The sequence below is a fragment of the Cupriavidus necator genome, assembly GCF_040578825.1.
Taxonomy (GTDB): domain Bacteria; phylum Pseudomonadota; class Gammaproteobacteria; order Burkholderiales; family Burkholderiaceae; genus Cupriavidus; species Cupriavidus necator_E.
In genome coordinates, this window is sequence record NZ_JBEFLI010000024.1 from 22,457 (window position 1) to 35,664 (window position 13,208).

Sequence of the window (13,208 nt, forward strand, 5' to 3'; positions counted from 1 at the left end):
TGTCGGTTTGCCCGTAAAATGAATCAAGCGACAAGTTTTAAACAACGTATGAATCTATCTCATATCAAGGGCGGGGCATGATCGAGGTCCGCCATTTCCGCTCACTGGTGGCGATCGCCGAATCCGGCAAGCTCGCCACCGCCGCCGAGCGCGTGCATGTCAGCCAGTCGGCGCTGTCGCACCAGATCAAGGCAATCGAAGCGCACTACGGGCTGCCGCTGTTCGACCGGACCCGGCAAGGCCTGCGCTTCACGCCAGCGGGCGAGCGCCTGCTGGCGCTGGCGCGCGAGGTGCTGGCCGCGGTCAGCGCGGCTGACCGCGATATCGAACGGCTCAAGGGCGACACCCGCGGCGAGCTGCGCGTGGTGCTGGAATGCCATACCTGCTTCGACTGGCTGATGCCGGTGATGGATGAATTCCGCCGGCGCTGGCCGGAGGTGGAGGTCGATCTGGTGGCGGGCTTCCACGCCGATCCCATCGCGCTGCTCAGCGACGGCCGCGCCGACATGGTGATCGGCTCGCAGCCGGCCATGCGGCGCGGGCTGGAAGTGGCGCCGTTGTTCCGCTTCGAGATCCTGGCGGTAATCGCCAACGAACACCGGCTGCGCAACAAGCGCCGCATTGAAGCCGCCGACCTGGCCGGCGAAACACTGATCACCTACCCGGTGCCGGAACAGCGCATCGACCTGATCCGCGAGGTGCTGGAGCCCGCGGGCATCCGGCTGGAGCGCCGCACCGCCGAACTGACCGTGGCCGTGCTCCAGCTGGTGGCCAGCCGTCGCGGCGTGGCGGCGCTGCCGAACTGGGGCGTCAAAAACTACGTCGACCACGACTACGTGCTGGCCAAACGCATTGGCGCGAGGGGGCTGTGGAGCGAGCTCTACGCCACGGTGCCGGCGGCAATGGCGCAGCGGCCCTACGTGGCGGACTTTGTCTCGATCGTGCGCGATACCTGCGCGGCGCAGCTCGACGGCATCGCGCTGCTGCCGGAGGCGGCCTAGTCAGCCTGGTGGCCTTGCTCAGGCAGAGAGAGCGACGGCGGTGTCGTTGCCGGCGTGCCGGCTGATGGCCGGCGGGGCCGGTTCCGCCACGATATCGTCGCCATCCGGGTCGTCCACATCGGCGACCAGCAGTTCGACGTCGCAGCCGTTGTCCAGCCGGCGCAAAAACAGCCACAGCAGATTCACGTCATCCGCCGTCATCGTGGCGTGCAGCACCGCCTGCCGGCTCGCATCGAAACCAAGCTGCGCCGGCGCCAGCCCGGTGCGCCGGGCATTGGCCAGTACCCATTCCATGGCGCCGAACAGGTCGGCGGTGTCGAGTCGGAGCGAAAGTCGCAGGGTAGGAAGGGCAGTGGCGGGCATGTGGCGTTTCCGGCTGGTATGTCGATGAAGTTAATTTACCAGCGGCACCGCAAAATTGGCTTCTTTATTCTCTCCAAATCTACCATCAGTGGAGAATTAATATCTCCTTATGTCACAATACATAGATATTCATTCTTTCATGGATGGCGGCATGGCCCAGCAACCCAAACTCGACGACACCGACCGGCGCATCCTGCGCGAACTGCGGCGCGACGGCCGCCTGTCCAATGCCCGGCTGGCCGAACAGGTCGGGTTGTCCGCCACGCCGTGCTGGAACCGGGTACGCGCGCTGGAAGAGAGTGGGGTGATCGAGGGCTACGCTGCGCTGCTGAACCAGAAGGCGCTGGGGCTGCCGGATACCGTGCTGATCGAGGTCACGCTGGAGCGGCATGACGACGACATGCTGTACCGCTTCGGCAAGGCGCTGGCGGAACTGCCGGAAGTGATGGAGGCCTACCTGCTGACCGGCGACTATGACTACCTGATCAAGGTCGCGGTGGCTGGGACGCAGGGCTACGAGGAGTTCTTGCGGCACAAGCTGTACAAGCTGCCCGGCCTGCGCCACAGCCGCTCGACCTTCGTGCTGCGCACGCTCAAGCGCGAGCCCTCGGTCGAGCCTTGACTGCCGCGGTCATGGTGCGCGATAACCCTACGCGGTCCTCAGCACTTCGCCCGTGGTATTGCGCAATGCCCGCATCGCCTCATTGCATTGCTGCGGCGTGGTGGCATGGACGACCAGCGCCCAGCGTCCGTGCTGCACGGCTTCGCGCACCGGCGCGATCACAAGCTGGTGGTCGGGCCGCGCCGTCACCAGGCCGGCCAGCAGCATGCCGAATACCACGCCCAGGAAGATGGCGGCGCCCATCGCGGCCCCCGGGTTCTGCATCACCGCCTCGACCTCCTGACGGTGCAGGATGCCGACCACGGCCAGTCCGATCACCGCGCCCAGCGCCCCCATCATCAGGTGCGAGCGCACTGCGGTCTTGACGATGCCGTCGTTCTCCGGCTCCAGCTTGCGGCCGAAATGTGCCTCATAGGGATGAACCAGCCTGACCTGGCCGCGCTTCAGGTGTGCCTCATAGCAGACGCGTTCGGCGGCGTTGCTGGCGGCCGACTTGGTGTCAAACAATGCCGCGATCTTTGTACTCGCTGCTTCCGCGCTCAAAGGATTAACCGTCATGGCGAACTCCTGCCTGGGCCCGCGGTAGCCGCCAGGTGATGCGCGATGCGCATCGGAGACCCTGGCGAGGCCCCGGGGGCCGTGTCCTTGCATACGAGTCTATAGACCCGTTTGAAGCGTCTGCATAAGTGGACAGCGCGTACTGCTGTAGGAATTGACCGACGACCGATCCGCGGTCGATTTGCCTGTCTGCCGCCACGGTCGGCCGGGCAAACCGAGCGCGAACCTCCAATTCCGCTCATAATGTCGCCGGTGCCGGGCCGCCCGGGCACGAATGACCACGAATTCCGGTATGAATGACACAGAAATTGAGCTGATCGATTCGGCGCGCCTGCCGACCCGGTTCGGCGACTTTACGGCGCACGCTTTCAAGGGCGCCCATTCGGGCATCGAACACCTCGCGCTGAGCGTGGGCGACGTGTCAGGCGATGACGTCCTGATCCGCATGCATTCCGAATGCCTGACCGGAGATGTCTTCGGTTCCTGCCGCTGCGACTGCGGTCCGCAGCTCGAGCTTGCCATGCAGAAGATTGCCGCCGAAGGCCGCGGCATCCTGCTGTACCTGCGCGGCCACGAAGGGCGCGGCATCGGCCTGGCGGAAAAGATCCGCGCGTACCGGCTGCAGGACGGCGGGCTCGACACGGTCGACGCCAACCTGGCGCTGGGCCAGGCGATCGATGCGCGCAACTACGCCTTTGCCGCCGACCTGCTGCACCAGTGGGAGGTCAGGTCCGTGCGCCTGATGAGCAACAATCCGCTCAAGGCTGCTGCGCTGGAAAAGGCCGGCATCAAGGTGGTCGAGCAAATGCGGCATATCGTGCCGTCCAACGCCGAGAACGAGAAATACCTGGCGACCAAGCGTACGCGCATGGGGCATTTGCTCGATTGAGCGGCGCGCCTCCGCCACGGCCCACATGGAGTGATCGACTCCCATCGGCGCTCCATTTTTCGTGTCGGGTTTACCGCGGAACAATGCTCTGGTTTCTCGCCGCCCTTGCCGTGCTGGCTCGGAAGAGAGCCGGGCGGCTTTTACCAGGCAGATCTCGAACTCTATGGTCCGATCGGGGGCCGGACACGCGCGCATAAGAGCGGGTTGTCTGCCGCCAAGCTGATAGACTGTATGGATGTACAGTGGTCACCGTCGTCTCAGCGCTTCGAGGCGGGACTGGCCAGAACCAGTCCAACCCCTGTGCTATGGTGGTTCCCTTGCCGGGCAGCCGCGCCTGAAAGTGGCCGCCGGACCGCCCGCCTCTCCCTTAACGCTTCGAAAGAGAAAACGTGTCGAGCAAGCAGCTAATCCGCATTCGCGGCGCGCGCCAGCACAACCTGAAGGACGTCGATCTCGACCTGCGCCCCGGCGAGATGACCGTGGTCACCGGGCCATCGGGGTCGGGCAAGTCCAGCCTGGTGTTCGACACGCTCTATGCCGAAGGCCAGCGCCGCTACGTCGAGACCTTCAGCGCCTACGCCCGCCAGTTCCTGGACCGGATGGACCGGCCGCAGGTGGACCGCGTCGACGGCGTGCCACCGGCCATCGCCATCGACCAGACCAACCCGGTGCGCAGCTCGCGCTCGACCGTGGGCACGATGACGGAGCTGAACGACCACCTGAAGCTGCTCTATGCGCGCGCGGCGGAGCTGTTCGACAAGCAGACCGCGCAGCCGGTCCGTCACGATTCGCCCGAGACCATCTACACCGAACTGCAGGCACGCACCGCCGTGGGCCAGCCGCATCACGACGCGCGGCTGGTGGTGACGTTCCCGGTCGAGTTGCCGGAATCGGCCACCGACGAGGAGGTCCAGCAATGGCTGTCCGTCAGCGGCTATACCCGCGTGCAGGCACAGCGCGTGGTGCAGTCACCGACCGGTGCGCGCAAGCTGCTCGACGTGGTGGCCGACCGCTTCCGCATCGGCAACGCCGAGAAGGTGCGTGTGGTCGAGGCCATCGAAGCCTCGCTCAAGCGCGGCGGCGGCCGCGTCAATATCTACGTGCTGAGCGACGGCGATGACGGCCCGGTCTGGCGCTTCTCCACCGGGCTGCACAGCCCGGACAGCGACCTGCGCTATGCCGAGCCGCAGCCGGCGCTGTTCTCGTTCAACTCCGCCTACGGCGCCTGCGAAACCTGCCGCGGCTTCGGCCGCGTGATCGGCGTGGACCTGGGGCTGGTGATCCCCGACGCGCGCAAGACGCTGCGCGGGGGCGCGATCAAACCGATGCAGACGCCGGCCTGGAAGGAGTGCCAGGATGACCTGATGCGCTATGCCGCCAAGGCGGGCATCCCGCGCGACCTTCCCTGGGCCGACCTGAGCGAGGCCGAGCGCCACTGGGTCATCCATGGGTCGCCGGACTGGAATGGCCAGTGGAACAAACACTGGTACGGCGTGATGCGGTTCTTCAGCTACCTGGAGTCGAAGGCCTACAAGATGCACATCCGGGTGCTGCTGTCGAAGTACCGCAGCTACACCCCGTGCGAAACCTGCGGCGGGGCGCGCCTGAAGACCGAATCGCTGCTGTGGCGCCTGGGCTCGAAGGACAATGCCGATGCGGTGCTGGTGCCGGAGCGCCGCTTCCTGCCGCGCGGCGTCGACTGGGACCGCTCGCAGCTGCAGGCGCTGCCGGGTTTGACGGTGCACGACCTGATGCTGCTGCCGATCGAGCGCATCCGTCGCTTCTTCGACGAACTGACGCTGCCCAGCGCGATGCTGGACGATGCGCTCAAGCTGCTGCTGGCCGAGGTGCGCACGCGCCTGAAATACCTGTGCGACGTGGGCCTGGGCTACCTGACGCTGGACCGCCAGAGCCGCACGCTGTCGGGCGGCGAGGTGCAGCGGATCAACCTGACCACCGCGCTCGGCACGTCGCTGGTCAATACGTTGTTCGTGCTGGACGAGCCCAGCATCGGTCTGCACCCGCGCGACCTGAACCGCATCGTCGAGGCCATGCACCGGCTGCGCGATGCCGGCAACACGCTGGTGGTGGTGGAGCACGACCCTTCGGTGATGCTGGCGGCCGACCGCCTGATCGACATGGGCCCCGGCCCGGGCGAGCGCGGCGGCAATATCGTCTTCGACGGCACGCCGGCGGATATCCGCAACGGCGGCACGCTGACCGGCGAATACCTGGGCGGGCGCCGCCGCGTTGCCGATGCGTCGCACTGGCAGCGCCGCCCCGTGGACGACAAGCTGCCGCGCATCGTGCTGGAGGGCGCCACCCAGCACAACCTGAAGGACGTCACGATCAAGATCCCGCTGCAGCGGCTGGTGTGCGTCACCGGTGTGTCCGGCTCGGGCAAATCCACGCTGCTGCAGGATGTGCTCCATCCCGCGATGGCGCGGCATTTCGGCAAGGCGACCGAAGCGCCGGGCGCGTATCGCCAGCTGAACGGTGTGGAACATGTCGATGATGTGGTCTTCGTCGACCAGTCGCCGATCGGCAAGACCGCGCGTTCCAATCCGGCCAGCTATGTCGGCGCATTCGACGAGATCCGCAAGATCTTCGCCAAGGCGCCGATGGCGCTGCAGCGCAGCTATACCGCCGGCACCTTCAGCTTCAACTCCGGCGACGGGCGTTGCCCCACCTGCGGTGGCTCGGGTTTCGAGCATGTCGAGATGCAGTTCCTCAGCGACGTGTACCTGCGCTGCCCGGACTGCGACGGCACCCGCTATCGCCCCGAAGTGCTCGAAGTCAAGATCGAGCGCGCCGTCGCCGGCCAGCCGCCGCGCGCGCTGAGCATTGCCGATGTGCTGGAGCTGACCGTCAGCGAAGCCGCCGCCTGTTTTGCCGGCGATGCCGCGGTGCTGCGCGTGCTGCAGCCGATCGTCGATGTCGGCCTGGAATACATGAAGCTGGGCCAGCCGGTGCCGACGCTGTCGGGCGGCGAGGCGCAGCGCCTGAAGCTGGCCGGCTTCCTGGCCGAGGCCGCGCAGGCCACGCCGTCGCGAACCAGGCCCAGCAGCGTGCCGCGCCGGTTGTTCATGTTCGACGAGCCGACCACCGGCCTGCATTTCGACGATATCGCCAAGCTGATGCGCGCCTTTGGCAAGCTGCTCGACGGCGGGCATTCGCTGATCGTGATCGAGCACAACCTGGACGTGATCCGCGCGGCGGACTGGCTGATCGACCTGGGCCCGGAAGGCGGCGACGCCGGCGGGCGCGTGGTCTGCACCGGCACGCCGGACGACGTCAAGGGTTGCGCCGAATCGCATACCGGCCAGGCGCTGATCCACTATGACGGCGCGCTGGGCGAAGCCGGCATGCTGGCGGCAGGACGCGCCGACAGCGAAGGCATCCCGCTGCAGGCCGCGTTGCAGGCACGTCGCGCCCGTCGCGAAGTGGAGGGCGAGGACGTGGTGCGCATCGTCAATGCGCACGAGCACAACCTGAAGTCGCTGAACGTTGATATCCCGCACGGCAAGTTCAATGTGGTGACCGGCGTGTCCGGCTCGGGCAAGTCGACGCTGGCGTTCGACATCCTGTTCCACGAAGGGCAGCGCCGCTACCTGGAATCGCTCAACGCTTATGCGCGCTCGATCGTGCAGCCGGCGGGCCGGCCCGAAGTCGATGCCGTCTACGGCATCCCGCCCACGGTGGCGATCGAGCAGCGCCTGTCGCGCGGCGGCCGCAAGAGCACGGTGGCGACCACCTCCGAGGTCTGGCACTTCCTGCGCCTGCTGTACGTCAAGCTGGGCATCCAGCACTGCGTGCATGACGGCGCCCCGGTGACCTCGCAAAGCCCGGAATCGATCGCCGCGCAGTTGCTGCGCGACCATCGCGGCCTGCACGTGGGCCTGCTGGCGCCGCTGGTGGTCAACCGCAAGGGCGTCTATACCGATCTCGCCAAATGGGCCAAGGCGCGCGGCAACACGCACCTGCGCGTGGATGACGAGTTCCTGCCGGTGGACCCGTGGCCGCGGCTGGACCGCTTCCGCGAGCACACCATCGAACTGCCGGTCGGAGATCTCGTGATCTCGCCGGAGAACGAGGGCCAGTTGCGCGCACTGCTGGCGCAGACGCTGGAAGCCGGCAAGGGGGTAATGCACTTGCTGGCGCCGCTCGACGGGCTGGACCATGCCATGACCAATGGCGGCACCGCGCACGTGGGCGAGGTCAAGGTGTTCTCGACCAAGCGTGCCTGCCCGGTGTGCGGCACCAGCTATCCGGAGCTGGATCCGCGCATGTTCTCGTACAACAGCAAGCACGGCTGGTGCGGCACCTGCGTCGGCACGGGCCTGGCGCTGACGCGCGAGCAGCGCGCGGCCTACGACGATACCGTGCTGGTCGAAGACAACCGCGGGCGCGAGCAGAGCCTGCCGTCCGAGGAGCAGGAACCCGAAGGGGTGGGCGACACGCCGTGCCCGGACTGCAACGGCACGCGCCTGAACCCGGTCGCGCGCGCGGTGACGTTCGATGACAACGCCATCGTCGATGTGGCCCAATGGACCGTATCCGATACCCGCCGCTGGGTCGAGGGCCTGCGCCTCACCGGCCGCGATGCCGAGATCGCCCGCGACGTGGTCAGCGAGATCGGCAGCCGCCTGCAGTTCCTGGAAGAAGTGGGCCTGGGCTACCTGAGCCTGGACCGCGCCGCGCCGAGCCTCTCGGGCGGCGAAGCGCAGCGCATCCGCCTGGCCGCTCAGCTCGGCAGCAACCTGCAGGGCGTCTGCTACGTGCTGGACGAGCCTACCATCGGCCTGCATCCGCGCGACAACCAGATCCTGCTGAACGCACTGCGCAAGCTCGGCGACAAGGGCAATACGCTGGTGGTGGTCGAGCATGACGAAGACACCATCCGCCGCGCCGACCATATCATCGATATCGGCCCGGGCGCGGGCAAGCGCGGCGGCACGCTGGTGGCGCAGGGCGGCGTGAATGACCTCGCCGCGGCGCCGACGTCCACCACCGGCCGGTTCCTCGCACGGCCGATCATCCACCCGCTGCAGCCACGGCGCACGGTCAGGCCGGGCGCCGCCGGCAAGCCGGCCGAGCCGCCCGAATGGCTGACCGTGCATGGCGCGTCGCTGCATAACCTGCGCAAAGTGACCGCGCGCATTCCGCTGTCGCGGCTGGTGGCGATTACCGGTGTGTCCGGCTCCGGCAAGTCGACGCTGGCGCGCGACGTGCTGATGACCAACCTCCTCGACGCGGTGGGCCGCTCGGTGCTGTCGTCGCCGGCGACGCGCCGCGCGCGCAATGCGGCCAGGGACGACGAGGCCAGGGGGGCAAGGTCAACAGCGAAGAAACCGCTCAACGTCGCGCTCAACGTCGAACACAACTGGCATGGCTGCGAGGCCATTACCGGCTGGGAATCGATCGACCGCGTGCTGGAAGTCGACCAGACCCCGATCGGCAAGACGCCGCGCTCCTGCCCGGCGACCTATATCGGGGTATGGGACACCATCCGCAGGCTGTTCGCCGATACGCTGGAAGCGCGCGCACGCGGCTACACCGCGTCGCGCTTCTCCTTCAACACCGGCGACGGCCGCTGCCCGGCATGCGAAGGGCAGGGCGTGCGCACCATTGGCATGAGCTTCCTGCCGGACGTAAAGGTGCCGTGCGATGTCTGCCATGGCCAGCGCTTCAACCCCGAGACGCTGGCGGTTACCTGGCGCGGCAAGAATATCGGCGACGTGCTGACGATGGAGATCGACGAGGCGGTGGCGTTCTTCTCCGCGATGTCGAACATCGCCCATCCGCTGCAGTTGATGAAGGATGTGGGGCTGGGCTACCTGACGCTCGGCCAGCCGTCACCGACGCTGTCGGGCGGCGAGGCGCAGCGCATCAAGCTGGTGACCGAGCTGAGCAAGGTGCGCGACGACATCACGCGCCGCGGCCAGAAGGCGCCGCACACGCTGTACGTGCTGGACGAGCCCACCGTGGGCCTGCATATGGCCGACGTGGCGCGGCTGATCCGCGTGCTGCACCGGCTCACCGACGGTGGCCACAGCGTGGTGGTGATCGAGCACGACCTCGACGTGATTGCCGAGGCGGACTGGATCATCGACCTCGGGCCGGAAGGCGGCGCGGGCGGCGGCACCATTGTCGGCGCGGCCGCTCCGGAGCGGTTGTCGCGCATTGCGGCAAGCCATACCGGCGCTGCGCTGGTGCCCGTACTTGCGCGTGGGGCGCACGGCGAGACCAGCGCCAGCACGCCGGCGGAGGCGGGCGAGGTGGACATCGTGTAGGGCGGCGAAGTGCATGACGGTGCAGGCGGGAGGCGTACGGGCACGCCTTTCGCTTGCCCATGGTTACTGGCGCGCACATTGCGTCCCTACCGGAGGTAACCATGAAGCATTTCCGACCCAGCCAACTCCTCGCCGCCGTAGCCCTGGCCGCCGCCGCGATCCCCGCCATGGCGCAGGCACCGGGTACGCCGCGCGGCACGTATGACCCGTATTCACAGGGCGCGCGCAGCACCGACAAGTTCGACCCGTACAGCCAGGGCGCCAATGCGCCGACGCGTCAGGATCTGGCCCCCGCGGCCACTGCGCCCGAGGCGCAGCCTTCGACCGTGCCGGCGCAGCCTGGCATGCCGGGCACGACCCTGCAGCGCACCCCCGATCCGTATCTGGAGGGCGCGCGCTGGGAAACTCCCGACCTGGGCCGCAAGGTCGGCAAGCCGAACCCATTCCTGGACGGTGCCTGACCGAAGGAATCCTCTCTGGCCTTTCATCCCCAGCCACACCGGGTCCGGCGCACAAGCGTGCCGGACCGGTACCCCTTTCCTGACCTGACACACTTCACGCAGAGAGGGCACGGCCAATGCGAATGCAACCGGACTTACCACCCGTTGTAAATCCTGCGCAGCAGCGTGATTCTGGCGACGCGCCGCGGGTGTCCGGGGTCTCCACCGCGGCCCAGTGTGGCCCGCTGCGTTCCGACAACCTGACGCGGATGATGGTGGTCAGCTACAACATCCATCGCGCGGTTGGCACCGATCGCAAATACCGCCCCGACCGCATTGCCGCGGTGCTGGAAGAGCTTGACGCGGATATCGTTGCGCTGCAGGAAGTTGAATCCGGCAGCAGCCATGATCACACGCTGGAATACCTGGCCGGGCATACCGGCCTGCATGTGGTTTCGGGTTTCACGCGCGTGCGCGGCAATGCGGACTACGGCAATGCGCTGCTGACGCGGTTCGAGCCGCAGGGGGTCAACCAGCTCGACCTGACGGTGAAGGGCTGCGAGCCACGCGGCGCCATCGACGTGACGCTGGCCTGCACGGCTTCCGGCCACGCCAGCGAATTGCGCGTGATTGCGACGCACCTGGGCTTGCGGCCCGGCGAGCGCCGCCATCAGGTGCAGCAACTGCTGAACTACATCGCCGCCGCGCCGCCACTGCCGACCATCCTGCTCGGCGATGTCAACGAGTGGTTCTTGTGGGGCCGCCCGCTGCGCTGGCTGCACGCCTACTTCGAACACACGCCGCACACGGCCACGTTCCCGTCTCGCCTGCCGGTGTTCGCGCTCGACCGCATCTGGGCATCGCCGCGCGCGCACCTCGTGTCCGTAGCCAGCCATCGCAGCCCGCTGGCGCGCGTGGCCTCCGATCATCTGCCGCTGCTCGCCTGCTTCGAGGTGCCAGTGGTGGCCGGACCAAGACGAAACGACATCGAAGCGCACCGCTATCAAGGAGCAAGCGATGAGGTACAGCGATGACGAATACCCGCCCCCGGGCGGTGACGAAGACTACCTGCGCCGGCGGCCCGAGCGCCAGTACGGTAGCAGTGAACAGGGCTATAGCGGCATTCCAGCGCATGCGCGCAATCGCCGCCAGCGCGAACTGACGGGGGGCCGCTACGGCAACACCGCAGAGCGCTTGCCGCGTGACGAAACCCGCGAGGTTGAGGCCGAAGAATCAGGCCGGTACGGCGAATATGCCGAGCCCTGGCGCTATCCGGCCCGCGGCCCGGGCGACGAGCGTTACGAGGATGAATGGTCGCGCCGCCGCAGTATGTCAGGCGGTGGCTATGGTGGCTGGCGCGAGGTGCCACGCGGCGAATATGGTGGCGGCTACGGTGGTGAATACGGCCACGAATACGGCCGCGAATACGGTCGTTACGCGCCGCCGGAATGGGACCGCCCGGAAGCCGGCTGGCAGCGCCGGCCCGGCCCGAAGAACTACCGCCGCGACGACGATCGCCTGCATGACGAGGTCTGCAACCGGCTTGCGCACGAGCAGGCGCTCGATGTCAGCGAAGTCTCGGTGCGCGTGCAGGACGGCGTGGTGACGCTCGAAGGCAGCGTCACCGATCGCCGCGACAAGTACGAAATCGAGGAAATGGCCGAGCGCGTCTTCGGCGTGCAGGACGTGATCAACCATATCCGGGTGCAGCCCTTCGGCATCCTCGCATCCGAGTAAAAAGCACGGCATCAAAGCCAGCGGCGCTTGCCTGCAGCAAACTACAGGGAAGCGCCGCTATGCCACAGCGCCTGCCGCCGCCTCAGGCCTTGCCGGTGTTCTCCCCGCCGCGCGGCGGGTGGGGCGGCTGCTCGTCGCGGTCGTCGGTGCGGTCGGCCTTGTCGACCGGCATGTCCGCCGGCAATCCTTCCGCGGCGCGCACCACTTCATCCGCAATCTCTTCTTCCGGAATTTCGTCTTCCGTCGGCATGTGCGACTCGTCGTCGCGGTGGGTGATTTCATCCTCGATATCGTTGGTCTCCTGGTCGAGATCCGGGTCCAGCGTGCTCGGGATATTGCCGGCGTCAGAGCGCGCGGCGCCCGTGGCGGTCTGGCCACGCGAGCGCTTGCCGCCCGCGGCCGCATGCGGGGCGCCGCTGCGCCCGGCCGGGATGCCGCCCACGCGGTCACCGTGGCGCGCGCTGATACGTACGGTCTTGCTCATGGTCTCTCCTGTGCAAGGTAGCCGGCGGTTTCAGGTGTTCTCGACCGGCGGTTCGCTTTCCTCTGGCTTGCTGCCCGGCCGCCTGACTGATGGCGGCTCGCCGTTCTCGTCCGGGATGTCATGCTCGCGCTCGACATCGTGGCGGCGGTCGCGTCCGGGCTTGCCGCGCTCATGCTCGGTGTCCGGGCCGCCCTTGTGGGGGTCCGGACGCGGCTCGGTCCTGCGTCGGGTAGTGTCGTGGTCAGGCTGGCGATGGGTGCTCATGGCGTCTCCCTTGTCTGCAGGTAAGGTGTCGATGCGCTAATCGGTGCCGGCGCGCAGTTCGTCGGACACGGCGGTCACGCCGCGCACCGAGCGCGCCAGTTCCATGGCCATGGTGCGCTGCTTGTCGTCACGCACGGTGCCTTCCAGCTTGACCACACCGTCGGTGGTCGACACGCGGATCTTGGCCGGATCGAGCGTGCGGGCGTTGGCCAGGCGCGCCCGGACTTCGCTGGTGATGGCGCGGTCGCTGGCGACTTCGGTGTCGCGCGGTGCGGCCGTGCGGCCGGTGGATGACGGCGCCGCGGGCGCATCCTGGTGGGCGGCCTGGACGGCCGGGGAGGCGGCCAGCACCGCCAGCGGCAGCGCCAGGCTGGCGATGCTAAAGCGGGTGCGGGATGTCATGACGGTCCTCCTGTTCTGCGGCGGGCAGGGGATTCCTGTCCGCATCTGCATACGACCTGCAAGCTCCATTCCCGCCGCAATCGGCCGGGGCCGGCGCGGCGCAATCGTCCAGTCATTTCAGAGTAGGCGGTAATTCAGCGCCTTTGAAGTCACTG

Annotated in this window: 12 protein-coding genes; 7 read left to right on the forward strand and 5 right to left on the reverse strand. The window is 67.5% G+C overall.

Going from position 1 to position 13,208, the window contains the following annotated elements:
* Positions 1-77 precede the first annotated feature (77 nt).
* Positions 78-1,001 (forward strand): LysR family transcriptional regulator, encoded by a 924-nt coding sequence (locus AB1I47_RS14095; protein ID WP_354684363.1) that lies wholly within the window; start codon positions 78-80, stop codon positions 999-1,001.
* A gap of 18 nt (positions 1,002-1,019) precedes the next feature.
* On the opposite strand, the gene AB1I47_RS14100 is transcribed toward AB1I47_RS14095, so the two are convergent.
* Positions 1,020-1,364: an AsnC family transcriptional regulator gene (locus AB1I47_RS14100; RefSeq protein ID WP_354684364.1), complete on the reverse strand. Its 345-nt coding sequence runs from the start codon at positions 1,362-1,364 to the stop codon at positions 1,020-1,022.
* 151 nt (positions 1,365-1,515) lie between these two features.
* Between AB1I47_RS14100 and AB1I47_RS14105 the strand changes: the two genes are divergently transcribed.
* Positions 1,516-1,986: an Lrp/AsnC family transcriptional regulator gene (locus AB1I47_RS14105; protein ID WP_354684365.1), complete on the forward strand. Its 471-nt coding sequence runs from the start codon at positions 1,516-1,518 to the stop codon at positions 1,984-1,986.
* A gap of 27 nt (positions 1,987-2,013) precedes the next feature.
* On the opposite strand, the gene AB1I47_RS14110 is transcribed toward AB1I47_RS14105, so the two are convergent.
* Complete coding sequence (locus tag AB1I47_RS14110) at positions 2,014-2,544, reverse strand: riboflavin biosynthesis protein RibA (protein WP_354684366.1); 531 nt, start codon at positions 2,542-2,544, stop codon at positions 2,014-2,016.
* Between the two features lie 292 nt (positions 2,545-2,836).
* Between AB1I47_RS14110 and ribA the strand changes: the two genes are divergently transcribed.
* The 5 genes from ribA to AB1I47_RS14135 all read left to right on the forward strand — a co-directional run bounded on the left by ribA (position 2,837) and on the right by AB1I47_RS14135 (position 11,903).
* Positions 2,837-3,433 carry a GTP cyclohydrolase II gene (gene ribA / locus AB1I47_RS14115; RefSeq protein WP_354684367.1) on the forward strand — a complete coding sequence of 199 codons (597 nt, stop codon included), beginning with the start codon at positions 2,837-2,839 and terminating at the stop codon, positions 3,431-3,433.
* 389 nt (positions 3,434-3,822) lie between these two features.
* Positions 3,823-9,726 (forward strand): excinuclease ABC subunit UvrA, encoded by a 5,904-nt coding sequence (gene uvrA / locus AB1I47_RS14120; RefSeq protein ID WP_354684368.1) that lies wholly within the window; start codon positions 3,823-3,825, stop codon positions 9,724-9,726.
* Positions 9,727-9,827: 101 nt separating this feature from the next.
* On the forward strand, positions 9,828-10,187 hold the full coding sequence (locus AB1I47_RS14125; protein WP_354684369.1) for an endonuclease: 360 nt from the start codon (positions 9,828-9,830) through the stop codon (positions 10,185-10,187).
* Positions 10,188-10,303: 116 nt separating this feature from the next.
* A complete protein-coding gene (locus tag AB1I47_RS14130; protein WP_407935838.1) occupies positions 10,304-11,200 on the forward strand; it encodes an endonuclease/exonuclease/phosphatase family protein in 897 nt (298 codons plus the stop codon).
* Complete coding sequence (locus AB1I47_RS14135; protein ID WP_354684371.1) at positions 11,184-11,903, forward strand: BON domain-containing protein; 720 nt, start codon at positions 11,184-11,186, stop codon at positions 11,901-11,903. Before AB1I47_RS14130 ends, AB1I47_RS14135 begins: the two co-directional genes overlap by 17 nt.
* Before the next feature lie 82 nt (positions 11,904-11,985).
* On the opposite strand, the gene AB1I47_RS14140 is transcribed toward AB1I47_RS14135, so the two are convergent.
* Genes AB1I47_RS14140 through AB1I47_RS14150 form a run of 3 tightly spaced genes read right to left on the reverse strand, consistent with a single transcriptional unit; the run spans position 11,986 to position 13,053 of the window.
* Positions 11,986-12,387 (reverse strand): hypothetical protein, encoded by a 402-nt coding sequence (locus AB1I47_RS14140; RefSeq protein ID WP_354684372.1) that lies wholly within the window; start codon positions 12,385-12,387, stop codon positions 11,986-11,988.
* Positions 12,388-12,417: 30 nt separating this feature from the next.
* Positions 12,418-12,651: a hypothetical protein gene (locus tag AB1I47_RS14145; RefSeq protein ID WP_354684373.1), complete on the reverse strand. Its 234-nt coding sequence runs from the start codon at positions 12,649-12,651 to the stop codon at positions 12,418-12,420.
* A gap of 36 nt (positions 12,652-12,687) precedes the next feature.
* Positions 12,688-13,053, reverse strand: coding sequence for a BON domain-containing protein (locus AB1I47_RS14150; RefSeq protein WP_354684374.1), 366 nt, complete (start codon positions 13,051-13,053; stop codon positions 12,688-12,690).
* Positions 13,054-13,208: the final 155 nt, after the last annotated feature.